Source organism: Phyllobacterium sp. RCAM01083 (genome assembly GCF_055685835.1).
In genome coordinates this window covers 992,852-1,019,404 of record NZ_JBVFZN010000005.1, presented here as the reverse complement: position 1 = coordinate 1,019,404, position 26,553 = coordinate 992,852, and the positions used below count along the sequence as shown (strand labels likewise).

The window sequence follows — 26,553 nt, the reverse complement described above, 5'->3', positions numbered from 1 at the left end:
ACCGATACAAACAAGGACATGACGTTATGAAAAAAGTCGCTCTGGTAAGTGCATCCGCAGGCCTCGCGGTCCTGGCCGCACTCGGTTTCAGCCAACAGGCTGTCATGGCACAGACCAGCACGGCTGCAACGCCGCAGCCTGCCATGTCCTCCACCGTCAACCGCGCCGAAGTTGAGGCCATTATCAAGGACTACCTGATCAAGAACCCGGAAGTGCTGCTTGAAGCGCAGGCGGCACTCAGCGCCAAGCAGGAAGCCTCGCAGCAGCAGGCGCAGGGTCAGGTCATCAGCCAGAACCACGACAAGCTGTTCAACTCGTCGCTCGACGCCGTCTTCGGCAATCCCAAGGGCGATGTCACCGTCGTCGAGTTCTTCGACTACAATTGCGGCTACTGCAAGCGCGCCCTGCCCGACATGGACGCCCTGCTCAAGAGCGACCCGAAGCTGCGCTTCGTGATGAAGGAATTCCCGATTCTGGGACCTGACTCCACCAAGGCCCACATTGTCGCCAAGGCGTTCAAGGCCCTGATGCCGGAAAAATATCTGGAATTCCACCGCGACCTCCTCGGCCGTGACGGCCGCGCCACGGAAGACGCGGCGATGCAGATTGCGGTCAAGCTTGGCGGCAACGAGAAAGCGATCCGCGAAAAGATGAAGTCACCCGATATTGCCCAGGCCTTCCAGCAGAACTACGACCTCGCCAACGCCCTGAACATCAATGGCACACCGTCCTACATCATCGGCAACGAGGTGGTTCCGGGTGCCCTCGGTGCCGATGCACTGGCGGAAAAAATCAGCCATATTCGCAACAAATAGCACTGCATTCATGCCAATGACTGCAGAAACCATTTGCGGACAGGCAATCGCGTGATTTTTCGGCTGGCGAACACCCGCTTTGTCAGGCAGTTTCGTCCGGTGGAGAAACATCGGACCTGCTACCTTCCTTGTGGATTGCTTCGCCATCCGGAAAAGAGAACTAGTTCCATTTGGCTATCCATTGCTCTATATGGGACCCGTCATCGGGTTCCGAAACCCGTCACTATGTCCGGTATGGTATGAAACAGCTGATCTTTGTCCTCAATGGCCCGAACCTGAACATGCTGGGAAAGCGTGAGCCGGGAATCTATGGCGCTTCCACGTTGAGCGATATCGAGGCTCTCTGCCGTGCCGAGGCGGAAAAGCTGGGCGCCGGGATCGAATTCCGCCAGTCCAATCATGAGGGTGATCTGGTCTCGTGGATTCAGGAGGCAGGCGAGAAAAACGCCGCTGTCCTGATCAATCCGGCTGCCTATACGCATACATCAATCGCATTGCATGATGCCATCCGCGCGGCTGCCGTCACGCTGGTGGAAGTTCATCTGTCCAATATTCACGCGCGCGAGTCATTCCGCCATCACTCCTACGTTTCCCCTTTGGCCAAAGGGGTGATATGTGGCTTCGGAGTGGATGGCTATGTGATGGGCTTGCGCGCACTCGTCAAAGCAGCGGCACCGCAATAACAAGGGCTGCCGAACAGAAATAAGGGGCTTGAAAAAGCATGGCTAGCAGAAACAACGGGATCGACAAGGTCATGATCCGCGATCTCGCAGAAATTCTGAACGAGACGGATCTTACCGATATCGAGATCGAACAGGGCGACCTGCGTATTCGCGTATCGCGGCAGATCACGATGCAGGCTGCAGCACCGCAGGCCGTCTATGCGCAGGCTCCCGCCGCCATCGCTGCCCCAGCCGCCTCCGCGGCACCGGCCGATGCCGCCAAGCCTGCCGGTGATCCGTCAAAGAATGCGGTTCCCTCGCCGATGGTCGGCACGGCCTACCTCTCCCCGGCGCCGGGCGCCCGCGCCTTCATCGAAGTCGGTTCGAAGGTCAAGGAAGGCCAGACACTGATGATCATCGAGGCCATGAAGACGATGAACCAGATTCCATCGCCGCGCGCCGGAACCGTCACGGCCATTCTCATCGAGGACAGCCAGCCGGTCGAATACGGCGAATTGCTAGTTGTGATCGAATAAATCGAGAGCGTGATGTTTCAGAAAATTCTCATAGCCAACCGCGGCGAAATTGCCCTGCGCGTCCTGCGCGCCTGCAAGGAGCTCGGCATTCAGACTGTCGCGGTCCATTCGACCGCCGACGCCGACGCCATGCATGTCCGCCTGGCGGATGAAAGCGTCTGCATTGGACCGCCCCCTTCGCGCGAAAGCTATCTGAATATTCACCAGATCGTTGCCGCCTGCGAAATCACCGGCGCCGATGCCATCCATCCCGGCTACGGCTTCCTGTCCGAGAACGCCAAGTTCGCGGAAATCCTCGAAGCGCACGGCATCACCTTCATCGGCCCCACCGCGGCGCATATCCGCATCATGGGTGACAAGATCGAAGCCAAGCGCACCGCAAAGCGCCTGGGCATCCCCGTGGTGCCCGGCTCCGATGGCGGCGTGACCGATGACAAGGAAGCCGCGCGCATCGCCGCCGAAATCGGCTATCCCGTGATCATCAAGGCTTCGGCCGGTGGTGGCGGACGCGGCATGAAGGTGGCGCTGAGCGAAGACGAATTGTCCATCGCCCTCTCGACCGCCCGCTCCGAAGCCGGCGCGGCCTTTGGCGACGACGCCGTTTACATCGAAAAATACCTGCAGAAGCCACGCCATATCGAAGTTCAGGTGATGGGCGACGGCATGGGCAAGGCCGTGCATCTGGGCGAACGCGACTGCTCGTTGCAGCGCCGCCACCAGAAGGTCTGGGAAGAGGCCAACTCCCCCGCTCTGAATGCGGATGCGCGCGACCGCATCGGCATGATCTGCGCCAACGCCATGGCCGATATGGGTTATCGCGGCGCGGGTACGATCGAATTCCTCTACGAAAACGGCGAGTTCTATTTCATCGAAATGAACACCCGTCTGCAGGTGGAGCATCCGGTCACCGAAGCCATCACCGGCATCGATCTCGTGCATGAACAGATCCGTGTTGCCTCCGGCGGCGGTCTCTCCGTCACCCAGGACGATATCCGCTTCCATGGCCATGCCATCGAGTGCCGCATCAATGCGGAAGACCCCCGCACCTTTGCGCCCTCGCCCGGCAAGATCACCCATTACCACACGCCAGGCGGCCTCGGCATCCGTGTCGATTCCGGCGTCTACACCGGCTACAAGATTCCGCCCTATTACGACAGCCTCATCGGCAAGCTGATCGTGCATGGCCGCAACCGCGTGGAATGCCTGATGCGTCTGCGCCGGGCGCTGGATGAATTCGTGGTGGATGGCATCAAGACGACGCTGCCGCTGTTTCAGGACCTGATCAACAATCCTGATATCGCCAACGGCGACTACGATATCCATTGGCTCGAAAAATATCTGGCCGGCGATACCGCTATTGCCGAAGAAGAGGCATGACGGGCAAGGACCCGGCAGAGACCTTCAAAATAGACCCCGAGTTGCTGCTGCGCGCCTATGCAACCGGGGTCTTTCCCATGGCCGAAGAGGCTGACAACCCGGAAATCTTCTGGGTTCGTCCGGAACGGCGCGGCATCATCCCCTTCGAGAATTTTCACGTTTCGCACAGTCTGCGCAAAACCATCCGCCAGGGGCGCTTCGATATCCGTTTCGATACGGACTTTACCGGCGTGATCGACGGCTGCGCCAGCGGCAGCGGCGAACGTGCCCGCACCTGGATCAACCAACCCATCCGCGAAGCCTACGGCAAGCTGTTTGCCCTCGGCCACTGCCATACGGTCGAAGCGTGGCAGGAGGATCGGCTTGTCGGCGGTCTCTACGGCATCTCGCTGGGATCGGCATTTTTCGGCGAAAGCATGTTCTCGCGCCAGCGCGATGCATCGAAAGTCTGCCTCGTTCATCTGGTCAGCCATTTGATCGAAAAGGGCTTTACCCTGCTGGACACCCAGTTCACCACAACCCATCTGGAAAGCTTCGGCGCAGTCGAAGTTCCCCGCCGGCAATACCAGAAGATGCTCGACAATGCCCTGGCGCAGTCAGCAGAGTTTTGAAACGTCATAGTCCTCGGATGAATCTGTAGTATTGTGCCCTTGGCCGCAACTGTCGACGGGAGCAGACCGGCCGAATATTTTTCTGATGAACAGTGTCGGGTTGCGATCTCTCCATACGTCCTTGGACGGGAAGACCCAATCCATGTGAGGAGAACTGTTATGAAAATCAATGCCTATCTGAATTTTGACGGACAATGCGAAGAAGCATTCAAATTCTACGAGAAGGTCCTGAACGGCAAGATCCAGTTCATGGGCCGCTTCGGCGATATGCCGGAAGGGGCCCAGATGCCCGGGTCGGAACATCTGATCATGCACGTCCATATGACTGTCGGCGACAATTCGTTGATGGGTTCAGATTCACCGCCACCATACTTCCAGAAAATGCAGGGTATGCAGGTTGCCCTTCATCTCGACTCCCCGGAAGAAGCCGACAGGATCTACGGCGCATTGAGCGAGGGCGGCAACGTCACCATGCCTATCGGCGAAACCTCCTGGGCGGTACGCTTCGGCATGCTGGTGGACCGTTTCGGCACACCCTGGATCATCAACCACGCCAAACCGATGTAATCTGGTCTGGGCAGTTGATCCCGGTGCTCAAGTGCCGGGATCGATCAGCTTTTGGCTGGCGCGGGAACGTCCGAGGACTGTTTGCAGCCTTTGAGCCAGACGTCATACACCGGATGCTCGACGGCATTGAGACCGGGGCTGTCGGCAAACATCCAGCCGGAGAAGATCTTGCGGATCTTGCGGTCGAGGGTGATTTCATCCACTTCGACAAAGGTATCGGTTTTCGGTGTTTCCGTATCCGGACGCGTGTAGCAAACGCGCGGCGTCAGCTGCAGCGCACCGAACTGCACCGTCTCGTCGATATAGACGTCAAACGAGGTGATTCGTCCGGTGATCTTGTCGAGCCCGGAAAAAACAGCGATCGGATTGGAAATCTTGTCGTCGGCGGCATGCGCCGGTGCGCAAAGGCCGACGGCCATCAAACCGGCCGCGAGAAGACGGGCTTTGTTCTGGAACAGAAAGGACAAGTTGGGACGGATCATTTCAATTCCGGCTGTGTTCAGGCTGACGGGACAGTTTCATACCAGCCCGTCGATAATCGCCAATTGTGGCAGAAGAAAATCCGCTCAGGATCCCGGTGTCCACGCATCATAATCGCCCGTTACTGCAGGACGATTGTCGCCATGGGCAATGGAGCCCTTCGGACGGTAGGCAGCGGCGGAACCGGTCAGGTTCGGCTGGTGGGTCTTTTCCCAGGCATGCGCCTTGTAGGTTTCACGCGATGGCGGCGTTTCGGCGCGATGATGGATCCAGCCGTGCCAGCCTGCAGGAATGGCCGACGCTTCCGCATAGCCCTTGTAGATCACCCAGCGGCGCGTGCGGCCTTCGGAGTCCTGCGTGCCTTCGTAATAGACATTGCCGAACTCGTCCTCACCGACTTTCGTACCCTTGCGCCAGGTAAAGACGCGCGTACCGATCGTCTGACTGTTCCACCAGGTGAAAAACTGTAAAAGGAAGGTCTTCATTGCAATCCTGCTTCGAACTATGTCGTTCAACTCTTCGGGTTATGGCCGTATCGCCAGGGGATAGCAAGGGTCAAGTTGCCGCTGGCACGGCTTCCACGAGCATTTTGAAACCGGCGTGGCTCTTCTTGAACCCCAGCCTTTCATAGAACCGATGCGCGTCCACGCGCTTGGCGTTCGACATCAGCTGGATCAGCCCCACGCCGCGCGCCTTGCCCAGCGCAACGCAATGCTGGATCAGCTTGGCGCCGATCCCCTTGCCGCGCAGGTCGCTGCGCGTCTGCACCGCGCCGATGGTCATGTTGGTGGTGCCGCGGCTGGGCAATGTCGTGGTGAACGTCACCTGCGCCGTGGCAACCACGTCCCCCTCCAGCACGCCGACAATCAGCTCGTCGCAATTGCTGGCTTCGATCGCATCGAAGGCGCGCTCATAACGCGGGAAAAATTCGGGATCCGTCGTGTCGCCATGGCCGCCGAGCACATCCTCGGCGAAAATTGCAATCAGCGCCGGCAAGTCCGCGCGCTCGGCGCGGCGAAAAATGGGCTCAGCGGCAGAGGTCACGGCGCAAGCTCATAGCCTGACAGGGATTTTTCCATGACCAGCACGGAAATGCCGGAATTGGCTTCCCCCCAATTGTCCGTCCGCGCGCCTGTCAGATCAAAGCCCCGGCTTGCATAGAAGCGGCGGGCCTTCTGGTTCGATTCGATTACCTCAAGCTGCAGCATGAACACGCCGGGGAAAGCGCTTTCCACTTCAGCCAAAAGCAGCGAACCCACGCCGTTGCTCTGCTTTTCCGGGTGCACATAGAGCTGGTTGAGCAGCGCCAGCTTGTGATCCCTCTGCGAGGCATAGGCCATGCCGTAGAGGTCGGCGCCATCATCGGCAAGAATGAACTCGGAATAGGGTTTTGCCAGCTGCTTTTTCAAGGCATCCAGCGAGTGGTAGCGATTGGTGACCGCATTGACCTTTTCGACGCCGTAGACATCGTCATAGGTGGCGTGCCAAGTCTCTACGAGCAATTCACGGACAGTTGCCAGATCGTCCTTCGTCGCGCTTCGAATCCACATGCTTTAATCGACAATCCCGAGTTTTGCCTTGACCAGATCGCTGACAGCCTGCGGATTTGCCTTGCCACCAGTGGACTTCATCACCTGCCCGACAAACCAGCCGGCCATGGTGGGCTTTGCCTTCGCCTGCTCGACCTTATCAGGATTCGCAGCAATGACATCATCGACAGCTTTCTCGATGGCGCCAGTATCGGTTACCTGCTTCATGCCGCGCTCTTCGACCAGCGCGCGCGGATCGCCGCCCTCGTTCCAGACAAGCTCAAACAGGTCCTTGGCGATCTTGCCGGAAATCGTGCCTTCCCTGATCAGGTCGATAATACCGCCGAGCTGATCCGGCGACACGGGGGATTCCTCGATGCCCTTGCCGGCCTTGTTCAGCGCGCCGAGCAGATCGTTGATCACCCAGTTTGCGGCAAGCTTGCCGTCGCGGCCTTCAGCCACCGCTTCGAAATAATCGGCAATCGCCTTTTCCGTCACCAGAATGGAGGCGTCGTAGACGGAAAGGCCGAGCACTGAAACAAGCCGCGCCTTCTTGTCATCCGGCAGCTCCGGAAGATCGGCCCGCAGCTCATCGACATAAGACTGCTCGAATTCGAGGGGCAAAAGGTCGGGATCCGGGAAATAGCGATAGTCATGCGCTTCTTCCTTGGAGCGCATGGAGCGCGTCTCACCCTTCACCGGGTCGAACAGGCGTGTTTCCTGATCGATCGATCCGCCGTCTTCCAGAATGGCAACCTGCCGGCGGGCTTCATAGTCGATCGCCTGGCCGACAAAGCGGATGGAGTTGACGTTCTTGATCTCGCACCGCGTTCCGAATTCCCCGCCCGGCTTGCGCACCGAGACGTTGACGTCGGCACGCATGGAGCCTTCGTCCATGTTGCCGTCGCAGGTGCCGAGATAGCGCACGATGGTGCGCATCTTGGTGAGGTACGCCTTGGCTTCGTCGGCCGAGCGCATGTCCGGCTTGGAGACGATTTCCATCAGCGCCACGCCGGACCGGTTGAGGTCCACGTAGGACATGGTCGGGTTCTGGTCATGCAGGGATTTTCCGGCATCCTGTTCCAGATGCAGACGCTCGATGCCGATCTCGATATCCTCGAACTGGCCCTTGTTGTCGGGGCCGACCGAAATGATCATCGTGCCTTCGCCGACGATGGGCTGCTTGAACTGCGAAATCTGGTAACCCTGCGGCAGATCCGGATAAAAATAGTTCTTCCGGTCAAAAACCGATTTCAGGTTGATCTGCGCCTTCAGGCCCAGACCGGTGCGAATCGCCTGGCGCACGCACCATTCGTTGATGACAGGCAGCATGCCAGGCATGGCGGCATCGACCAGCGATACATTTTCGTTGGGTTCGGCCCCGAATGTCGTGGAAGCGCCGGAGAACAGCTTCGAATTGGATGTGACCTGCGCATGCACTTCCATGCCAACGACAATTTCCCAGTCGCCTGTGGCACCGGAAATGAAACGCTTGGGTTCGGGCGTACGGGTATCAACGAGAGTCATGCTGGGCTGTCATTCCTGGCTAAATTTGTCTGTCTACTGGCTAGTCGAAACAGCCCCGTGAGGCAAGTGTTTCTCCATCCCGAAGCCGCGCGATTGCGGAAATGCGCCGCTTCGGCCTGTTTTTCCGGCGCAGCAATGCTAGGCTCGTTTCCAGGCAGCGGTGATCGGGAGAGGATCGCCCGACACATTCGGAGGACACCGATGCAGAACATTTATGGCCTTGCCATACCCGAAACCCTTGCCGAGACGGTCAGGCCCGAGACAACGGCGCTGGTCGTCTATGACATGCAGGTCGGCATATTGCGGCAGATGCAGGACGGCGGCGCCATTCTGGAAAAGGTGCTGCAAACCCTCGATATCGCCCGGTCCGCCGGTATCCGCATCTTTTTCATGCGCCATATGTCCCTGCCCAAGAAAATGGCTGGCGTATTTCAATACAGGCAGATGATGGCGTGGCAGCGCCAATCATCCGCTCAAAATGTCGAGCCATGGTTCCTGCGCGACAGTCCCGGCTTTGCACTCGCCCCGGAACTGGCCGTCCGCGACGACGAAGCCATTCTCGACAAGATCACCTTCTCGGCGTTCGAAGGCACGCCGCTGGCCATCGCCATGCGCGACTGCGGTCTCAAAAGCTTCATCATCTGCGGCATCGCCACGGAAATCGGCATTGATCCGACGGTTCGTCACGGCGCCGATCTTGGCTTCATCCCCGTCGTCCTGACCGATGCCTGCGGCGGCGGCCACGCGGAAGCGGCGGAGCGGTCAATGGCCAACCTGGCCTATATGGGCGACGCGATGCTGTGCACGGTCGAGGAACTCTCAGCAGCGGTTCGATAGACCAAGGGATATCAAGTGCGTGGTGCGTGGTTCGACAGGCTCACCATGAGGGAGGTGGTTTGGTTGCAGTGCCAATCGCAAAAGTTGCGAGAATAGTGCTCCCTGCAATCCTCAATTTTCCTCATGGTGAGCCTGTCGAACCACGCGGGATTGTTCTGCAGCGCTCTTCTCCGTTGCCACGCCCGCTTTCGCGTCTGGCTGTTGAAAGGTGGGAAAGACGGGCGGTCCCTGGAACGCGGGTCTTGGGTATTCTGGTATGCAATGCTTGCGATCCTGGGGACCACCCGCCCCGGCGTTTTTGAGCGTTTTACCCAATGGGTCCACCACCGGGCCAAACCTCCCCGGCCGCATAGGTTTCCTCCCTGTGAAGCCGAAGCGCCGATCCTTTCCCGACTTTCGAAGGTTTCCGGAAGCATTCCCGCCGGAAAGGACACGAGAAGAATAAGCGCGGATGGGACGTGGTGGATAAGTTGGCGTGATTTTTATTTGGGGCAGCAAAACTGTGGTGCGTGGTTCGACAAGCTCACCATGAGGGAGGTGGTTTGATTGCAGCCCACAAACTTCCCTCATGGTGAGCTTGTCGAACCACGCACCACGAACAATGCAAATGCCCTCCAAATCGCCTAGCCCGCCAGCATTTCCCGCAGCACCATCCGCTTGAACGTTTCGACCAGCGCATCGCCTTCCCCGCGCTCAACGGAAATCGCCAGATGCATGGTGGCTTGGCCCAGATGCATGATCAGGAAGCTGGAGCTTTCGAGCGTCGCCCTGTCCGCCGCCGGGTTGATGCGCAAACGCGCCTCGGCAAGCACGGCGCCATTCAGGCGGCTGTCATGCAGATCGATATCGCGCAGCGCCTTGTCCGCCTGGGTTCCCGACCAGATGTCGCGCATGACGGGTTCGGCCAGAAACATCGCGTGATAGGTATCGATCAGTTCTGCAAAAGATGACTGCAAGCCCTTCATATCACTGACGTTTTGCAGCGCGTCCGCAATGCATTCGCGCCCCAGTGCATTGTACCTTTCCGCCAGCGTCCGGATGATCGATCCCTTGTCCGGAAAATACTGGTAGAGCGACCCGATCGATATTTCCGCCATCTGCGCCACATCGCTCATGCGCATGGCGTCGCTGCCACCCGTGGCGATGAGCGTCGAGGCACAGGACAGAATACGCTCCACCCTCTCCCTGCTGCGCCGCTGCGTCGGCTCCTTGCGCGGCATGGTGGCTTCCCTGTCGCCGGAGGCAGGCACAACAGACGCAATCTCGTTCATGGGCAGGATCTCCAAGGTTCTCAAATTCCGCTTGACTCGCAGAATATGAGGATTTATCACATATTGCAAATGTGAGTATTACTCATATTTACACAAGGGAGATCACCATGACCAGCAGCAACAGCATATCGACAGCAAAACCCATTCTCATCGTCGGCGGTACGGGCAAGACCGGACGCCGTGTGGCGGAACGGCTCACGGCGCAGAATGTGCCCGTGCGCATCGGTTCGCGCAGCGGCAATCCGGCCTTTGACTGGGAAGACCGCAGTACCTGGCTTCCCGTGCTTGACGGCGCCAAAGCCGCCTACATCACCTATTATCCGGACATTGCCATTCCCGGTGCGACACAAACCGTCGAGGCGTTCGCGCGGCTTGCCGTGGACAATGGCGTGAAACGGCTCGTGCTCCTGTCGGGACGCGGCGAACACGAAGCCCAGCGCGCCGAAAAGGCATTTCAGCAGTCCGGCGCCGACTGGACCATCGTCCGCGCCAGCTGGTTTGCCCAGAATTTCAGCGAGAACGTCATGCTGGCCTCCATTCTTGCCGGCGAACTCGCCCTGCCGGTCGGCGATGTGGGCGAGCCGTTCATCGATGCGAACGATATTGCCGATGTGGTGGCGGCAGCGCTGACCGACGACCGTCATATCGGTGAGCTTTATGAGGTCACGGGGCCGCGTCTCTTGACTTTTGCGCAAGCGACGGAAGAAATCGCCAGCGCCGTCAAACGCGATATCCGCTATGTGACGATCACGCCGGAACAGTTCGCGCAGGGGTTGGCGCAGGAACAGCTTCCGCCCGAGATCGTCGGCCTGCTCAACGAGCTCTTCACCCAGGTGCTTGACGGGCGCAACGAATATCTCGCCGATGGCGTGCAACGGGCGCTGGGCCGCGCCCCGCGTGACTTCTCGCACTACGTTCAGGAAACAGCAGCGACCGGCATCTGGTCGGATATTTCGGAGGGACAGTAACATGTGGCTACCCATTCTCACCCTTTTGGCCGCCCTGGGAAGCGGCCTGATGGCAGGGTTGTTCTTCGCCTTTTCAAGCTTCGTCATGACCGCGCTGGCCAAACTGCCAGCCGAACAGGGTATCGCCGCGATGAATTCGATCAACGTGACCATCCTCAATTTCTCATTCTCCCTGGCGTTTTTCGGCACGGCGGCGATCTGTGTCGTCCTCGGCGTGGTCAGTGTCATGCGCTGGGGCGAATCCGGGTCGCTGGCGCTGCTGGCCGGCAGCGTGCTTTTCCTTGTTGGCACCATCATCGTCACCATGGTGTTCAACGTGCCGCTCAATGACACGCTGGCTGCAATCAGCCCGACAAGCGCCGAAGGCGCGAGTGCATGGACAACCTATCTGAATGACTGGCTGCCGTGGAACCATGTGCGGACAATGGCAAATTTCGCAGCCCTCGCCGCCTTCATCTTCGCTTTCGCCCAGCAATCGCAGGCTTAGGCACTGGCTGCCTCAAGCATTCACCCGCTCCTATGCCATCGAACCCGGCCGTCCCCACGGCCGGGTTTTCATTTCCCGCACCCGCAAAAAATCACGCTTGCGACTCACATAAGTCTATGCTTATGTATCGGCATGTCCGAAGTCGATATATTCAAGGCCCTTGCCGACCCCACCCGCCGCGCCGTGTTCGAACGGCTGGCCGATGGCGAAAAGAATGCGACCGAGCTGCGCGAGGGTTTTTCCCTTTCACAGCCCGCCATGTCGCAGCATCTGTCCGTCCTGCGTTCCGCCGGCCTTGTCGCCGAGCAGAAGTTGGGCCGCCACGTTCATTACCGGGTCAATCCCGACGGCCTGGCGCAACTGCATCAATGGCTCCACCGCTACCGCGCCTTCTGGCCGCAGCGTGTCGATGAGTTGAAACAGCTTTTGAAGGAAATGGATCAATGACCAGCGAAACAGCGGAAGCCGATACCGCACTGCGTTATGAATATGATCTGGATGCCGCGCCTTCAAAAGTCTGGCGCGCGCTGACCGTGCCGGAATTCGTTGCTCGCTGGCTGCTGCCCGATCCGCAGGCGCCGCAGGAGCCACCGCGCATTTCGCTTGAAATGATCGAAGCCGACACCGAGCGTTTCGTCCGTTATTCCATGCACGAAGAGGATGATGCCGTGGCTGACAGTATCGTCACCTTCCGGCTCAATCCCAATGGATCAGGCGGGACCATTTTCAGCATCGTGCATGAACCTGTTGTCGCCGTGATGCCGCAGGGTCGCACCGCGGCCAATGGCAACGCGCCGCCGACCACCATGCGCCTCGCCGCTTAAACACACAGAAATACAACTGATGAAGGAGTGTTCGCCATGCGCGACATGATGCAGCTCGTCCCTATGGTCGTGGAACAATCCAGCCGTGGTGAACGGTCATTCGATATTTTTTCCCGCCTGCTGCGCGAACGGATCGTCTTTTTGAACGGACAGGTGGAGGACGGCATGGCCGCGCTGATCTGCGCGCAGCTGCTGTTTCTCGAGTCCGAAAATCCGAAAAAGCCCATTTCCATGTATATCAACTCGCCCGGCGGCGTCATCACGGCGGGCCTTGCCATCTATGACACCATGCAGTTCATCACCTGCCCGGTCGCCACGTTGTGCATGGGCACGGCGCGCTCCATGGGTTCATTCCTGCTGATGGCGGGCGAACCCGGCCACCGCGCCGCCCTGCCCAATTCGAGCCTGCATGTGCACCAGCCGCTCGGTGGGTTTCAGGGACAGGCCTCGGATATTTTCATTCAGGCGCAGGAAATGGCGGTGGTCAAGCAGCGTATGACCCGGCTCTATGCCGAGCATTGCGGGCGCACCGTGGAAGAGGTCGAGAAAACCCTCGACCGCGACCATTTCATGACCGCGCAGGAAGGCCTCGACTGGGGCCTTGTCGACACGATCATCAGCAAACGCGACGGTCATCCGCTGCAACTCACCAAGGACTGACGAAACCGTTCAGGCCTTCCAGTGCGAGCAGCGGATCACATCGCAGAAATTGCCGCGATGGAAATGCGGATCCTTGTCCGCCAGCACATCGGCCTTGACGTTGCCGAACGTCGTCTGCGGCTTGTGCTTGATGCCGTCATAGAAGGCCTGAATGATATCCTCCTTGAAATGCGCGCTGCGCGGGAAAGCCTTGACCACCGCCTCGCGCTCCGCATCGCTGTACTGCTTGTAGGTCAGGCCCAGCACGTCCATTTCCACCCCGGCGGTCACCAGCGCCACCACCGGATGCATGTGCTGCGGAATACCCGGCGTCGTATGCAGCGCAATCGCCGTCCACACCGTGTCGATATCAGCCTGTGCAATGCCGTGGCTGCGCAGAAAATCTCGCGCGGCATTGGCACCATCGACTTCGAACCGCTCGTCGGCACTGCTGTGCTGATGGGTCAGTCCCATGTCGTGGAACATGGCACCCGTATAGAGCAGCTCGGCATCGAATTTCAGGCCTTTCTGCTGCCCGGCAATCGCACCGAAATAATAGACGCGGCTCGAATGGTTGAAGAGCAGTTCGGAGGCGGTGTCACGCACCAGTTCGGTCACGCCGCGCGCCAGTTTTGTGTCGGGAATGGCGATACCGCCGATAGAGAGGGACATATGAATTTCTCCTTGTCTTGGGAGCCTCAATCTACGGGGTACACTTTATGGCAGCAATTGACTGGACACGTCATATTCTGCCAATATACGACCTCCGATGCCATGGAGCGAGACATGCGAACCATTACCCTTCTGGCCATGCCCGGCGTCCAGCTTCTCGACGTCTCCGGGCCGATGGACGTCTTCGCCGAGGCCAATGTGCAGGCTGGACGCACGGAATATCAACTGCAGGTGGTCGGCGTGGAAGCCGGACCGATCCGCAGTTCGTCCGGGGTACGTCTGCTGCCGGACCGCGTCACGACGGATATTCAAACCGATATCAGCGATACGGTGCTGGTTGCCGGTTGCCCGCATGCAGCCGACATCCGCCTGACCGCGGAGCAGCGGCAATGGCTGCGAACCTCCTGCCTTCAGGCGCGGCGTTTCGGTTCGGTGTGCAGCGGCGCTTTCCTTCTTGCGACTGCCGGGCTTCTCGATGGCAGGCGGGTGACCACGCATTGGGCCGTGGCGGATGCGCTCGCAGCAACCTACCCCACGCTTCATGTGGACGCTGATGCATTGCATGTGCGCGATGGTCCTGTGCGCACGGCGGCTGGTGTCACCGCCGGTCTCGATATGGCGCTCGCTCTTGTCGAAGAAGATCTTGGCCGGGATATCGCCCTGAAAGTCGCCGCGCAACTGGTGATGTTCTTCAAGCGGCCCGGCGGACAGATGCAGTTCAGCCGCCGCGGCGAAGCGGAACCGGGCGGGCGCTCCGCCTTGCAGGAGGTACAGCGCTGGGTTGCCGCCAATCCTTCGGAAGATCACTCCGTCGCCAGCCTGGCACAGCGTACGGGTCTCAGCCCCCGCCATTTTGCCCGCATCTTCCAGCAGGAAGTCGGCGTTACACCCGCGGCGTGGGTGGAAACGGCACGCATCAACACCGCTCGCCAGCTTCTGGAAACCAGCCACCGGCTGCCGAAGCAGGTCGCGGCCGAATGCGGCTTTGCCGATGCCGATACGCTGCGCCGTGCTTTCGTGCGCCATGTCGGCGTGACGCCAGCGGAGTACAGGCGCCGGTATCTGTAGCGGTGCTGCGCCCCGCGCTTTGACATCGCCGTTTTCTTCTTTTATACGGCTCGTCCACACCGATGGAGTGTTTATGTCTAATCAGCCTGAGTCCCGCTAAAGCCCCAGCTTCTTTGAAGGTTGGGGCGTGAAAACAGGAGCCCCGCGCCAAAGTTCTTTGGCAGCGGACGTGTTCTCATGGGCTTTTGCCCGTTTTCCCAGGACTTGGATCAATGGACATTTCGCGCGACGAACAGCGCATACTTCACCTGCTCGCCCAGGGCGGCAAAATCTTGCTTGAAAAAGATGAGCGCAAGGCCATCACGGATATCATCTGCCTGACCCGCGATGGTGCCCGTTACACCGCCTGCGACCTCAGGCTCTTCCGCAAGCTCAAACAGAAAAAGGCCATCGCCTCGTCAGGCGGCGGCCCCTACCGGGTGACCCGGCGCGGCCTGCAACTGGTGCGCGCAGAACTGGACAACCGGTAATGGCATGGCCGGCGGCGTGGAAACACGCCGCCGGTTTTATGCAACGAGTTTCCACAAACCATGCGTTTGCAGAGCCATATCGTGCGTGGTTCGACAAGCTCACCATGAGGGAAGTGGTTTGGTGCAAGATCAATCACAAACGTTGCAGAACTTAGCTCCCTGCAATCCTCACTCTCCCTCATGGTGAGCTTGTCGAACCACGCACAATGCTGATGCAAATATGGCTCGTATCTCTCCTCAAAAATCTTCCGGTTCCGGAATCCGGCCAAAGGCAATCTTGGAGCCGATGTAATTGCCGGGCCCGGTCGTCAGCCCGAGATTGAGCGCCTTGGAGCCATGGCGCACGCGCACCCTGTCGAGCAGGTCCGAAACGCGTTCCCATTGGCCGCGCTGCTCGGTCATCCCCCGCGTGTCGAACAGATCAAGGCTTGCTTCCGTCTCGCCGGAAAGATCATGCAGCACGACGGTGACCGAATTGACCTTCTTCATTTCACCTGCCTTGATCAATTTCTCATGCAAATCATTGAGACAATTAAGAAAACTGTGATCATCCCGCGCCGGGCGGAACTGGCCTTCCACCGTCACGCGGCTATCCCAGCGTGTCCCGACGGTGTAGCTGAGCGCTCCGGCACGGTAATGCGATCGGCGCAAACGGCGCGCAGCGCTGAGGCATAGCAGCCGCGCGCATTGCAGCACCTTGTCCGGCGCCCGCCAATCCGGCGGCAGATTGCGGCCGTGACCGAACATGCGCTTGACGGTCTCCGGCTTTTCCACGGCATAGCCATGCAGCGCCGCGACGAAACGCTCGCCCTCGACACTGTTCCAGATCGCACGGGCATGTTTGGGCGCCAGCGCCCAGAGACCACGCACATCGTTCACGCCGGACTGCCCCAGGCGCTGTTCCATTCCCTTGGAGATACCGGGCAGATCCTTCAGCCGGAGGTCGAACAGCCGTCCCGGCAGGTCGTCATGGCCGAGCACGACACAGCCGTCGGGCTTGTCCATTTCAGCGGCGATCTTGGCAAGAAGCTCGTTGAGGGAAACGCCGATCGAACAGGTCAGCACCGCGCCCATTTCATCGTGCAGCGCCCGCTTGATGCGCGCCGCCAACCCCTGCGGATCCCTGGCTTCGGAAGCCAGCAGCGTGCACGCCACCTCGTCAATCGAGCGCACGGCGGCAATCGGCACGCAGGTCTCGATGGTCGACAGAATCCGGTTGTGCATCTTCACATAGACATCGGGCCGCGCTTCGAGAAACACGATATCCGGGCAGAGCGCACGGGCGTCGCGCACAGAGGTGCCCGTCTTGATGCCGAAGGGTTTTGCCTCGCGGCTGGCGGCAATGACGCTTGTATGGGGCGAATCCAGCGGCACCACCGCGATGGGCCGATCGCGCAGCGCCGGATCGAGCTGTTGCTCGGCGCTGGCAAAAAAGCTGTCGAAATCCAGGTAGAGCTTTTCCAGATGGGTCGGTTTACGCATGGGTTCTGTTCTCGCTGCAGAATGAGAACAAAAATAGAACATGCAACCGTTCAATGCAAACTGAATCGGGAAATGCCGCTATCCCTGCTGACAGATGATCAGGCCCGCGCGGCATCCATGATGCGGAACTGGGTGGTTGTCGAGCCGTTCCAGTGGTTCAAGGCCAGATTACCCGCCACATGCATGGACTGGCCGAGATTGCCGAACAAAAAATCGCCCAGCGGCCCGCCCGTTGCACGAAAGGCAATCGCGTTGATACGTTTGCCGTCTGCGCCCGCCAGCGTCGCCTTGACATGGTTCGTCCCGACGGTGCGGGCATCGACAAGCCGGTGGTGCGGCAGCACCAGCACCGGCTGCGGATGGCCGGAACCAAACGGCCCGGCCCGTTCCATGGTCTCGTAGAGCGGCACCGTTGCGCCGGATGCGCTGAGCGCACCGTCAATGGCCAATGACTGGTTCTCGCGCAGCTGGCCGACCATTTCGGCCGCCTGCTCCTCGAAAAAGGCCCGTAGCGCGCCCATCTTGCCGCGCTCCACCGTGATACCAGCCGCCATGGCATGGCCGCCGCCTTTGACCAGCAATCCCGCGTCGACAGCACTGCGCACCAGTTTTCCCAGATCAAACCCGCTGATCGAACGGCCGGACCCGCTGCCGGTGCCGTTGACATTGAAGGCGATGGCAAAGACCGGGCGCCGGGCCCGCTCCTTCAGCCGGGCCGCGATCAGGCCGACAATGCCCGGGTGCCAGTCGTCGCTGGCCGTCACCAGAACGGCGGGTCCGCCACCGCTCGACATTTCCAGCATGGCTTCGGCTTCCGCCTGCTCCAGCATCACGGTTTCCATCGCCTGCCGCTCGGTGTTGAGCCGGTCAAGCTCGGCGGCAATCCGCGCCGCCTCGTTCGGATCGTCCAGTGTCAGCAGCCGCGCGCCAAGCCCGGCATCGCCGATGCGCCCGCCCGCATTGATGCGCGGACCGATGAGATAGCCGAAATGAAAGGCGCTGAGCGGTTCGCCGATGCGCGACACCCGCGCCAGGGCGGCAAGCCCGGCATTCTGCTGCGCCCGCGCGACGAGCAGCCCCTTGACCACGAAGGCGCGGTTCAGCTCCTTCAGCGGCACCACATCGCACACGGTGGCAAGCGCCACCAGATCGAGCATCGACAACAGATCAGGCGCCAGCGTTCCCGTCGCAATGCGCTGCGCGCGCAACGTGCGCAGAACCTGCACCAGGGTGAGGAACACCACCCCTGCCGCGCAAAGATGGCCCTGCCCGGACAGATCGTCCTCGCGGTTGGGATTGACCACCGCCGTGGCGGCAGCCGGCAATTCGCCGCCGACCTGATGATGGTCGAGGACAACCACGTCGGCACCCGCCTCGCGCGCAGCCTCGATGGCCACCGCACTGTTGATGCCGCAATCCACGGTCACGATCAGGGAAGCGCCATTTTGCGCCAATTCGCGCATGGCCTGCGGATTGGGCCCGTACCCCTCGAAAATCCGGTCGGGGATATAGATATGGTTGGCAACGCCGTAATGGCTGAGAAAACGCGAGAGAATGGCCGATGAACAGGCGCCATCCACATCGTAATCGCCGAAAATCGCCACCTTCTCGTGTTTGCCGATGGCCTGCGCGATACGAGCGGCCGCCTTTTCCATATCGGTCAGCGATGCGGGATCGGGCATCAGGCCCTTGATGGTCGGGTCCATGAAAGCGGGCGCATCGTCCACCCCGACGCCGCGCCCGGCGAGAACGCGGGTGACGAGATCGGGAAAACCATGGTTCTGCGCCATGGCGAGCGCAATATTGGCTTCACGCGGCCCCAGCCGGTCAACCCATTTCAGACCGGTTGCAGAATGTTCAATGCCGAGGAAAAGCCGTTCTGGTGCCATGCAAGGGTTCAATCATCCGGCTGCGCCGAATGCAATGCTTCGAACGATCAATCCGGTGCACAAACCCGCAATTACTGCGGGGCTGTCGCGGGTGCGACCTGACCATTGACCGCGGGTGCCCCCAGATCATTCATCGTCGTGGCAATCGAGGTCGCGAAATCGGCAAGGCTGCGCTCGGCCGCATCCTTGCTGCCCTTGGCGTAATTGGCAACGGGCTGGATCAGCAGATAGCGGCTGTGCATGCCGATCACGCAGACCAGAAAGGCGTGCTTCTCCTGTGCCGCATCCGCCGTCACGCACGGCATTGCCCGGCCGACGCTGTAGGGCAGCGTTGTCTGCACCGCGATTTCGCCGGGCTGGGTCGAATGGTACTGGGTGGCCTTTTCAAAGAGATCGCGCACAACGGGATCGTCGGGACCGTCCTTGATCGGATAGGCGGCATCCTTGTTGCTGGCCCTGACGCCAGCCATTGTCACCGTCGCCCTGGCGTCAACGGCTTCATATTCCGCCGTCACGCTGAAATCCTGCGGATTGACGCTGTGTTTGACGAGGGTAAAGGGTCCGACCATCTGCGGAAACCGGTCGGCAATCGAATTGGAGCGATAGCCTTGAATGAGATCAAGGTAAGGGTCCTGCGCAAAAGCACCGTTCAGCGAGCCCAGAAGAACGAGCGTTGATACGAGGCAACCGGTTATTTTCGTTCGGATATTCATGGCTGTTCCACCGATCTGAACTCCCGCTCTGAAAATACCTCAAAAAGCATGGCCTCAATAGGGCATTTCCTATTGAGCCATCAACGCAGTTAACAAAATGCCCTGCAGCCCGAAGGAACTGCAGGGCAAAAAGTGTTTCAAATACCAGTTCTTACTGGAATTTTGTCATGTCCTGGTGTTTCGCCTTGATCTCGCGCACGGTCTGCGAATGCGAACGCATGACAATCGTGTGGGTCTGGATATAGTCGCGGGCGAATTTCACGCCGGACAGCATATTGCCGTCGGTGACACCCGTGGCCGCGAACAGCACGTCGCCCTTGGCCATTTCTTCCATGGTGTAGATCTTCTTCGGATCGCTGATGCCCATCTTGGCGGCGCGGGCAATCTTGTCGTCGCTGTTGAGCTGCAACCGGCCCTGCATCTGGCCGCCGATGCAGCGCAGAGCCGCTGCGGCAAGAACGCCTTCCGGCGCACCGCCGATGCCGATGTAGATATCGATGCCGGTTTCATCGGGATCGGTCGTGTGGATCACCCCGGCGACGTCACCGTCACCGATGAGGCGGATGGAAGCGCCGGTTGCACGCACTTCCTCGATCAGGCGCGCATGGCGCGGGCGGTCCATGATGCAGGCGGTGATCTCATTGACCGGAACGCCCTTGGCCTTGGCCACAGCAGCGATGTTCTCCGCCGCAGGCGCATCGAGTTGGATGATGCCGGCGGGATAGCCCGGTCCGACGGCAATCTTTTCCATGTAGACGTCGGGTGCGTAAAGCAGGTTGCCCTTTTCGGCAATCGCGATCACGGCGAGTGAGTTGGGCAGGTTCTTGGCGCAGATGGTGGTGCCTTCAAGCGGATCGAGCGCGATATCGACCTCGGGGCCTGTGCGCGTGCCGACTTCTTCACCGATGTAGAGCATCGGCGCTTCGTCGCGCTCGCCCTCGCCGATGACAACGGTACCGCTGATGGGAAGACGATTGAGTTCCTGACGCATGGCATCCACGGCAGCCTGATCGGCAGCCATTTCATCGCCGCGCCCGCGCAGACGGGCAGCGGCCACGGCGGCACGCTCGGTCACGCGGACGAGCTCAAGGGTCAAAATGCGGTCGAGGCCCATCGAAGTCTGGTCAGAAGTTTTCGGCATAATCTATCCTGCGTTCGTGTGGGAATTACCCTTTTGCGGATCAACAGGGCACTTCCTAGCATTGCTGTGCAAACCTTTTGTCAAAGTCGCAGAGCAGCGGCAAGACCCCGCCGGCAGGAAAGTGCCTTCACCGAAAAAGCTAATCGATTAAACGGGGTAGCGGCCGTTCACGAAGCAATACAAGCCTTTTACAAACGGTCATGGGCCGGCTGTGTCAGCCGGCGCGTTCGATGCGGATCATCTGCGGCTTGTCCGTGGAATGACCATCCTTCACGATGCCCTCAAGCGCCTTCTTGACAGCCGCCTCGGTGGTTTCGTGCGTGACGAGGATGACTGTCTTGGTCGCATCCGGGTGGCTTTCCGCACTCTGACGCTGGACGATGGATTCCAGCGAAATATCATTGTCGGCCATACGCTTGGCGATGGCTGCAAAGACACCCGCGCGGTCATGCACGGTCAGGCGGATGAAGTATCCGCCCTCGTGCGAGCGCATTTTGGCGCGTTTGTACGGAGCCAGCGATTTTGCCGGCGTGCCGAAGACGGGGCCGTGCTGGAAGCCCGGACGGCTCTTGGCGATATCAGCGAGATCACCGATGACGGCGGATGCCGTGGCGGCACCACCGGCGCCCGGACCCGACAACAGCAATTCGCCGAGAAGATCGGTTTCGATGGCAACCGCATTGGTTACGCCATGCACCTGCGCAATCACCGATTCGACCGGCACCATGGTCGGATGCACGCGCTGTTCGATGCCGCTGTCTGTCTTCAGCGCAACGCCAAGCAGCTTGATGCGGTAGCCAAGTTCATCGGCGGCCTTGATGTCGGCCAGCGAGATATTGCTGATCCCTTCGAGATAGATGTCATCGGCGGCAATCTGCGTGCCGAAGGCAAGGCTGGTCAGGATCGCCAGCTTGTGCGCGGTGTCGTTGCCCTCGATATCGAATGTCGGATCGGCTTCCGCATAGCCGAGGCGCTGAGCGTCGGCGAGGCAATCCTCGAAGGAAATACCCTCGTCCCACATCCGCGTCAGGATGTAGTTGCAGGTGCCGTTCATGATGCCGTAGACGCGCGACACGGTATTGCCGGTCAGGGATTCGCGCAGGGCCTTGATAACGGGAATACCGCCAGCCACCGCCGCTTCGAAGTTGAGCAGGACGCCCTTCTCCTCGGCGATCTTGGCGAGAGAAACACCGTGCTTGGCCAGAAGCGCCTTGTTGGCGGTGACCACATGTCGTCCCGACTTGAGCGCCGCCTCGACGGCAGCGCGCGCCGGACCTTCGTCGCCGCCGATCAGCTCGATGAACACGTCGATATTGTTCGACTTGGCCAGGGCAACCGGATCGTCGAACCAGGTGGCCGACGAGAAATCCACGCCGCGATCCCGCTTGGCATCGCGGGCGGACACGGCGGTGACGATGATTTCCTTGCCGCACTGACGGGTGAGCATGTCGCCCTTGTCCCGCAAAATTTTCAGGACCGAGGCACCAACAGTGCCCAGTCCGGCGATTCCCACGCGCAGCGCATCACTCATCGTTCATTTCCCTGAAGTGTTTTAGCCTGAAGCGGCGCCCGGCGGCGCCGCGAGTTCCGGTGTCGGCACGCCGCGTCAGCGGCGCGCGTTCAACGGAATGACGTTGTGCAGCTTTTCATCCGCCGTTGCAAGGAACCGCTTGAGGTTGCGGGCTGCCTGACGAATGCGATGTTCGTTCTCGACCAGCGCGATGCGGATATAGTCATCGCCATGCTCGCCGAAGCCGATGCCGGGCGCCACGGCGACATCCGCGTGCTCGATCAGCAGCTTGGAGAATTCCAGCGAACCGAGGGCGCGGAACTTTTCCGGGATCGGCGCCCAGGCAAACATCGTCGCCGCCGGTGACGGAATATCCCATCCGGCGCGGGCGAAACTGTCGACCAGAACATCACGGCGATGCTTGTAGACCGCACGCACTTCCGCAATGTCGGAACTGTCGCCATTCAGAGCGGCTGCGGCGGCAACCTGAATGGGCGTGAACGCGCCATAATCGAGATAGGACTTGACCCGGGTGAGCGCCGAGATCAGGCGTTCATTGCCGACGGCAAAGCCCATGCGCCAGCCCGGCATCGAGAATGTCTTCGACATGGAGGTAAACTCCACGGCAACATCGATCGCACCCGGCACCTGCAGGACGGACGGAGGCGGCGCGTCGTCGAAATAAATCTCGGAATAGGCCAGATCCGACAGAATGATGATTTCATTCTTGCGGGCAAAGGCAACCACATCCTTGTAGAAATCCAGCGATGCCACGTGGGCGGTCGGATTGGAGGGGTAGTTGAGGATCAGCGCCAATGGCTTCGGAATGGAATGGCGGATACCGCGTTCCAGCGCCGGAATGAACTGGTCATCGGGCATGGCCGGAATCGAACGGATGACGCCGCCCGACATGATGAAGCCGAACGCATGGATCGGATAGGTCGGATCAGGGCACAGCACGACATCGCCGGGCGCGGTGATCGCCTGCGCCATGTTGGCAAAACCTTCCTTGGAGCCAAGGGTCGCCACGACCTGCGTGTCGGGATTGAGCTTCACGCCGAAACGCCGCTCGTAATAGGCGGCCTGGGCACGGCGCAGACCGGGAATGCCCTTCGACGACGAATAGCGGTGGGTGCGCGGATCCTGGACGGCCTCGCACAGCTTGTCGACAATGCCCTGCGGCGTCGGCAGGTCAGGATTGCCCATACCCAGATCGATAATGTCCGCACCGGCCGCTCGCGCGCTCGCCTTCAGGCGATTGACCTGTTCAAAAACGTAAGGTGGCAGGCGGCGAACTTTATGAAATTCTTCCATAGGTTTGGGTCCGGTAAAAATGGGTTCAATGTGCGGGTGCGCTATACACCCAAACTGTACGGCGGTCGAGCGATCATTGACACCGCGCGCCGTGCGTCGGGTCAATCACCATCATGCCATCCAGCCCGGGATTCTCCTGAGCAAGACACCCATTCGTGGTGTCTTCATGACCTTGCCGGCAATGGGCTATTGCCCGCTTTCAATAGCCTTCAAATCGTCCTGCTGCTGCTGGACCAGCTTCTTCATCTCGGCCTGGCGCCGGGCAACGGCTGCCGGATCGGCGGTGGCATTGCCCTGCCCGCCTTTGGCCGCGACGAGCTTCTTCTGCAGATCGTCCTTCTGCTGCGGCGTCAGCTGTGCGGTCTCGCCCTTCGGATCGGGCGTGAAAACCGGAAAGGTGCCGGTGTTGACAGGACCGGTCAGGGGCGAATTCGACATGGGCTCGGGCGGCGTGTTCGCGCAGGCGCTCAAACCGGCAATCAGAACGGCGCCAACCGAGAAGCGGATGATGGTTTTGACCGAGATATTCATTGTTTGTCCTGACTGCCGGAATCGATATTCATCATAGTGATATGAAATGCACGTTAGAGGGATAGCATTAGAGCAACCGACATTCAAATGGGTTCAATTCCGTTTCTCCCATGGAAATACAATCTGCGAAGATGGTGACAAGGCCGTGATCTTTCCTGCACAATGACCGCAATTGAATGTCCGTTGCTCTGACTTGTGGTATCATATCTATTATGCTGATCGGGAGGATGAGGTCGTACACTCATAAATCCGGTTGAAATGGTATGAGGCCATTTGTTCGGATACGAGGAACAAAGACGAGGGAAATGTGGTTCATTTTTGAGGCTTTGCGACGAAGTAGCCGGGCAAATGGACCATATCCTTCGGACGCCGAAACGGCTGCAAGCTGCAGTGTCGAACCGCTCGGTCGGGGGAAAGACCCCGCCCTTCGCGCTTCTCCTCGCATCTTCTTGCCGTTTCAGGCGCCATTTCGACCAGATTTGTGAGTGCACGACCTAGCGGGAGGGAACGAATATATGGATAATCCAGGCGACAAGAGTGCAAAAACGCCGAACCTCGACAAATATGTCATCAAGGATCCGGAAGCTTTCGCGCGCAATGTCGCCCATATGATCGAACAGGCCGGCAAGGCCGCCTCCGCCTGGGTCGAGCCGCGTGAAAAGGGCTTGAAGCGCGACACGATCGCCGATCCCGTCACCGATGTGGTGAAAACCCTCTCGCGTGTTTCCGAATACTGGCTGTCCGAACCGGGGCGCGCGCTGGAGGCGCAGACCAAGCTGTTCGCCAGCTATATGGCCATCTGGTCCAATTCCATCCGCCGCATGAGCGGTGAACAGGTCGATGACGTCGTCAAGCCCGACAAGGGCGACAAGCGCTTCGCCGACGAGGACTGGGGCAGGAACGCTTTCTTCGACTTCCTCAAGCAGGCCTATCTCGTCACGGCAAACTGGGCCGGTGAACTGGTCACCCATGCCGAAGGCCTCGACGATCACACGCGCCACAAGGCGGCGTTCTATGTCAAGCAGCTGACCACGGCGATATCGCCCAGCAACTTCCTGCTGACCAATCCGGAACTCTACAAGGAAACGGTCGCCAGCAATGGCGAAAACCTGGTCAAGGGCATGAAGATGCTGGCGGAAGACATCGTTGCCGGCGGCGGCGACCTGCGCCTGCGGCAATCGGATATGACCAAGTTCGCCCTCGGTGAAAATGTCGCGACCACCCCCGGCAAGGTTATCGCGCGCAGCGATGTCGCTGAAATCATCCAGTATGAACCCTCGACGCCGGATGTGTTGAAACGCCCGCTGCTGATCTGCCCGCCGTGGATCAACAAATTCTACATTCTCGATCTGAACGCGGAAAAATCCTTCATCAAATGGGCCATCGACCAGGGGCACACCGTGTTCGTGATCTCCTGGGTCAATCCGGACCACCGTCACGCCATGAAGGATTGGACCGCCTACATCAATGAGGGCCTGCGCTTCGGCCTCGACACCATCGAGAACGCAACGGGCGAAAAAGCCGTCAATGCCATCGGCTATTGCGTCGGCGGAACGCTTCTGAGCGCCGCCCTCGCCCTTTTTGCCCAGGAAGGTGAAAACAGGATCAGGAGCGCGACCCTTTTCACCACGCAGGTCGATTTCACCTATGCGGGCGATCTCAAAGTTTTCGTCGACGAGGATCAGATTCGCGCCCTGGAAGCCGCCATGTCCGCCGAAGGCTATCTGGACGGCACGCGCATGGCGACGGCCTTCAACATGCTGCGTTCCGGCGACCTGATCTGGCCCTATGTCGTCAACAATTACATGCGCGGCCGCGATCCTGTCCCATTCGACCTTCTCTACTGGAATGCCGATGCCACGCGGATGAGTGCGGCCAACCACTCCTACTACCTGCGCAACTGCTATCTCGACAACAATCTGGTGCGCGGGATGATGAAGCTCGCCGGGCAAAACCTGTCACTGGGCGATGTCAAAATCCCCATCTACAATCTCGCCGCCAAGGAAGACCATATTGCGCCGGCACTGTCGGTTTTCACCGGCTGCAAATATTTCGGCGGCGACGTCACCTATGTCCTGGCCGGCTCCGGACATATCGCCGGCGTGGTCAATCCGCCCGCCAAGAACAAGTACCAGTATTGGACCGGCGGTTCGCCCGTCGGCGCGTTCGACGAATGGCTCACCAACACGTCGGAACATCCCGGCTCCTGGTGGAATCATTGGCAGAAATGGATCGAATCGCAGGACGACGCGCGCGTTCCCGCACGCCAGCCCGGTGAAAATGGTTCGGAAATTCTCGGCGAGGCGCCGGGAACCTACGTGCGCATCCGCGTGTGAAAATTCGCTGTTTTGCTGGCTTTTGAGCCTATCCTGGTCGTGAAAACCATGGCAGGAAGGTGGCCAATCACGTTTTCGCCTCATTCTGGCTATAGCCCGGAGCTTGTGGAGACGTTTAAAAATCGTTAACTTTGCGCTCTCTCTGCCGGTGTTTTTGCACTTCAACTAAACTTCGCGAGCATCCTGCTCATCTCAAAGCGGATTGGACTGAACCATTGCAAGAGCCGGAAAAGACGAGACGGGGGAATCGTTGAACAAGCTGTCAGCCTCAGTAGCAGCCTTCCGGGCGAGCACCGC

General features: G+C 59.7%; 29 protein-coding genes. 15 read left to right on the top strand and 14 right to left on the bottom strand.

Annotated features, from left to right (window positions below; translation table 11 throughout):
- Nucleotides 1-26: 26 nt before the first annotated feature.
- From ACZ25R_RS11625 to ACZ25R_RS11600, 6 genes are all read left to right on the top strand, one after another.
- Nucleotides 27-815 carry a DsbA family protein gene (locus ACZ25R_RS11625; RefSeq protein WP_223613208.1) on the top strand — a complete coding sequence of 263 codons (789 nt, stop codon included), beginning with the start codon at nt 27-29 and terminating at the stop codon, nt 813-815.
- A 239-nt stretch (nt 816-1,054) separates the two neighbouring features.
- Nucleotides 1,055-1,498 carry a type II 3-dehydroquinate dehydratase gene (gene aroQ, locus ACZ25R_RS11620; RefSeq protein WP_105732638.1) on the top strand — a complete coding sequence of 148 codons (444 nt, stop codon included), beginning with the start codon at nt 1,055-1,057 and terminating at the stop codon, nt 1,496-1,498.
- Nucleotides 1,499-1,536: 38 nt separating this feature from the next.
- Nucleotides 1,537-2,013, top strand: coding sequence for an acetyl-CoA carboxylase biotin carboxyl carrier protein (accB, locus tag ACZ25R_RS11615; RefSeq protein ID WP_346306235.1), 477 nt, complete (start codon nt 1,537-1,539; stop codon nt 2,011-2,013).
- A 12-nt stretch (nt 2,014-2,025) separates the two neighbouring features.
- A complete protein-coding gene (gene accC, locus ACZ25R_RS11610; RefSeq protein ID WP_403175109.1) occupies nt 2,026-3,390 on the top strand; it encodes an acetyl-CoA carboxylase biotin carboxylase subunit in 1,365 nt (454 codons plus the stop codon).
- Nucleotides 3,387-4,001 carry a leucyl/phenylalanyl-tRNA--protein transferase gene (gene aat, locus ACZ25R_RS11605; protein WP_464660587.1) on the top strand — a complete coding sequence of 205 codons (615 nt, stop codon included), beginning with the start codon at nt 3,387-3,389 and terminating at the stop codon, nt 3,999-4,001. The genes accC and aat overlap by 4 nt, the downstream gene beginning before the upstream one ends.
- A gap of 159 nt (nt 4,002-4,160) precedes the next feature.
- Complete coding sequence (locus ACZ25R_RS11600; protein WP_472461073.1) at nt 4,161-4,568, top strand: VOC family protein; 408 nt, start codon at nt 4,161-4,163, stop codon at nt 4,566-4,568.
- 44 nt (nt 4,569-4,612) lie between these two features.
- Here the strand turns inward: ACZ25R_RS11600 and ACZ25R_RS11595 are convergent, their stop codons facing one another.
- The 5 genes from ACZ25R_RS11595 to gatB all read right to left on the bottom strand — a co-directional run bounded on the left by ACZ25R_RS11595 (nt 4,613) and on the right by gatB (nt 8,104).
- A complete protein-coding gene (locus ACZ25R_RS11595; RefSeq protein WP_404928114.1) occupies nt 4,613-5,050 on the bottom strand; it encodes a DUF2155 domain-containing protein in 438 nt (145 codons plus the stop codon).
- An 84-nt stretch (nt 5,051-5,134) separates the two neighbouring features.
- Complete coding sequence (locus ACZ25R_RS11590; protein WP_223613204.1) at nt 5,135-5,533, bottom strand: NADH:ubiquinone oxidoreductase subunit NDUFA12; 399 nt, start codon at nt 5,531-5,533, stop codon at nt 5,135-5,137.
- A 70-nt stretch (nt 5,534-5,603) separates the two neighbouring features.
- Nucleotides 5,604-6,092 (bottom strand): GNAT family N-acetyltransferase, encoded by a 489-nt coding sequence (locus tag ACZ25R_RS11585; protein WP_472461072.1) that lies wholly within the window; start codon nt 6,090-6,092, stop codon nt 5,604-5,606.
- Entirely contained in the window at nt 6,089-6,598 is a 510-nt protein-coding gene (locus ACZ25R_RS11580) for a GNAT family N-acetyltransferase (RefSeq protein WP_464660592.1), read from the bottom strand. The genes ACZ25R_RS11585 and ACZ25R_RS11580 overlap by 4 nt, the downstream gene beginning before the upstream one ends.
- Before the next feature lie 3 nt (nt 6,599-6,601).
- Nucleotides 6,602-8,104 (bottom strand): Asp-tRNA(Asn)/Glu-tRNA(Gln) amidotransferase subunit GatB, encoded by a 1,503-nt coding sequence (gene gatB / locus ACZ25R_RS11575; RefSeq protein ID WP_472461071.1) that lies wholly within the window; start codon nt 8,102-8,104, stop codon nt 6,602-6,604.
- 201 nt (nt 8,105-8,305) lie between these two features.
- On the opposite strand from gatB, the gene ACZ25R_RS11570 reads away from it, so the two are divergent.
- Nucleotides 8,306-8,941, top strand: a complete 636-nt coding sequence (locus ACZ25R_RS11570) for a cysteine hydrolase family protein (RefSeq protein WP_472461070.1) — start codon at nt 8,306-8,308, stop codon at nt 8,939-8,941.
- 623 nt (nt 8,942-9,564) lie between these two features.
- Here ACZ25R_RS11570 and ACZ25R_RS11565 read toward each other — a convergent pair.
- A complete protein-coding gene (locus ACZ25R_RS11565) occupies nt 9,565-10,212 on the bottom strand; it encodes a TetR/AcrR family transcriptional regulator (RefSeq protein ID WP_472461069.1) in 648 nt (215 codons plus the stop codon).
- Nucleotides 10,213-10,319: 107 nt separating this feature from the next.
- Between ACZ25R_RS11565 and ACZ25R_RS11560 the strand changes: the two genes are divergently transcribed.
- The 5 genes from ACZ25R_RS11560 to ACZ25R_RS11540 all read left to right on the top strand — a co-directional run bounded on the left by ACZ25R_RS11560 (nt 10,320) and on the right by ACZ25R_RS11540 (nt 13,151).
- Entirely contained in the window at nt 10,320-11,180 is an 861-nt protein-coding gene (locus ACZ25R_RS11560; RefSeq protein WP_472461068.1) for an NAD(P)H-binding protein, read from the top strand.
- Between the two features lies 1 nt (nt 11,181).
- A complete protein-coding gene (locus ACZ25R_RS11555) occupies nt 11,182-11,667 on the top strand; it encodes an anthrone oxygenase family protein (protein ID WP_472461067.1) in 486 nt (161 codons plus the stop codon).
- A gap of 132 nt (nt 11,668-11,799) precedes the next feature.
- The gene (locus ACZ25R_RS11550; RefSeq protein WP_472461066.1) at nt 11,800-12,114 is read left to right on the top strand and encodes an ArsR/SmtB family transcription factor; all 315 of its coding nucleotides are present in this window, start codon (nt 11,800-11,802) and stop codon (nt 12,112-12,114) included.
- Nucleotides 12,111-12,491 carry an SRPBCC family protein gene (locus tag ACZ25R_RS11545; RefSeq protein ID WP_472461065.1) on the top strand — a complete coding sequence of 127 codons (381 nt, stop codon included), beginning with the start codon at nt 12,111-12,113 and terminating at the stop codon, nt 12,489-12,491. Before ACZ25R_RS11550 ends, ACZ25R_RS11545 begins: the two co-directional genes overlap by 4 nt.
- A 36-nt stretch (nt 12,492-12,527) precedes the next feature.
- Nucleotides 12,528-13,151, top strand: a complete 624-nt coding sequence (locus ACZ25R_RS11540; protein WP_472461064.1) for an ATP-dependent Clp protease proteolytic subunit — start codon at nt 12,528-12,530, stop codon at nt 13,149-13,151.
- Nucleotides 13,152-13,160: 9 nt separating this feature from the next.
- Here the strand turns inward: ACZ25R_RS11540 and ACZ25R_RS11535 are convergent, their stop codons facing one another.
- The gene (locus ACZ25R_RS11535; RefSeq protein WP_464660607.1) at nt 13,161-13,802 is read right to left on the bottom strand and encodes an HD domain-containing protein; all 642 of its coding nucleotides are present in this window, start codon (nt 13,800-13,802) and stop codon (nt 13,161-13,163) included.
- Nucleotides 13,803-13,916: 114 nt separating this feature from the next.
- On the opposite strand from ACZ25R_RS11535, the gene ACZ25R_RS11530 reads away from it, so the two are divergent.
- Both ACZ25R_RS11530 and ACZ25R_RS11525 read left to right on the top strand, forming a co-directional pair.
- Complete coding sequence (locus ACZ25R_RS11530) at nt 13,917-14,870, top strand: GlxA family transcriptional regulator (protein ID WP_472461063.1); 954 nt, start codon at nt 13,917-13,919, stop codon at nt 14,868-14,870.
- Nucleotides 14,871-15,082: 212 nt separating this feature from the next.
- Entirely contained in the window at nt 15,083-15,340 is a 258-nt protein-coding gene (locus ACZ25R_RS11525) for a YjhX family toxin (protein ID WP_472461062.1), read from the top strand.
- 237 nt (nt 15,341-15,577) lie between these two features.
- Here ACZ25R_RS11525 and ACZ25R_RS11520 read toward each other — a convergent pair whose 3' ends face one another.
- From ACZ25R_RS11520 to ACZ25R_RS11490, 7 genes are all read right to left on the bottom strand, one after another.
- The gene (locus ACZ25R_RS11520; protein ID WP_472461061.1) at nt 15,578-16,822 is read right to left on the bottom strand and encodes a Y-family DNA polymerase; all 1,245 of its coding nucleotides are present in this window, start codon (nt 16,820-16,822) and stop codon (nt 15,578-15,580) included.
- A 98-nt stretch (nt 16,823-16,920) separates the two neighbouring features.
- Nucleotides 16,921-18,711: a single-stranded-DNA-specific exonuclease RecJ gene (gene recJ / locus ACZ25R_RS11515; RefSeq protein WP_472461060.1), complete on the bottom strand. Its 1,791-nt coding sequence runs from the start codon at nt 18,709-18,711 to the stop codon at nt 16,921-16,923.
- Nucleotides 18,712-18,782: 71 nt separating this feature from the next.
- Nucleotides 18,783-19,424, bottom strand: a complete 642-nt coding sequence (locus ACZ25R_RS11510) for a hypothetical protein (protein ID WP_472461059.1) — start codon at nt 19,422-19,424, stop codon at nt 18,783-18,785.
- A 151-nt stretch (nt 19,425-19,575) separates the two neighbouring features.
- Nucleotides 19,576-20,565, bottom strand: coding sequence for a class II fructose-bisphosphatase (glpX, locus tag ACZ25R_RS11505; RefSeq protein WP_105732619.1), 990 nt, complete (start codon nt 20,563-20,565; stop codon nt 19,576-19,578).
- A 214-nt stretch (nt 20,566-20,779) separates the two neighbouring features.
- A complete protein-coding gene (locus tag ACZ25R_RS11500) occupies nt 20,780-22,096 on the bottom strand; it encodes a homoserine dehydrogenase (protein ID WP_472461058.1) in 1,317 nt (438 codons plus the stop codon).
- Nucleotides 22,097-22,171: 75 nt separating this feature from the next.
- Complete coding sequence (locus ACZ25R_RS11495; RefSeq protein WP_472461057.1) at nt 22,172-23,389, bottom strand: LL-diaminopimelate aminotransferase; 1,218 nt, start codon at nt 23,387-23,389, stop codon at nt 22,172-22,174.
- 186 nt (nt 23,390-23,575) lie between these two features.
- On the bottom strand, nt 23,576-23,920 hold the full coding sequence (locus tag ACZ25R_RS11490) for a flagellar basal body L-ring protein FlgH (RefSeq protein ID WP_223613186.1): 345 nt from the start codon (nt 23,918-23,920) through the stop codon (nt 23,576-23,578).
- Between the two features lie 515 nt (nt 23,921-24,435).
- On the opposite strand from ACZ25R_RS11490, the gene phaC reads away from it, so the two are divergent.
- Complete coding sequence (phaC, locus tag ACZ25R_RS11485) at nt 24,436-26,256, top strand: class I poly(R)-hydroxyalkanoic acid synthase (protein ID WP_223613185.1); 1,821 nt, start codon at nt 24,436-24,438, stop codon at nt 26,254-26,256.
- The last annotated feature ends 297 nt before the right edge of the window (nt 26,257-26,553 follow it).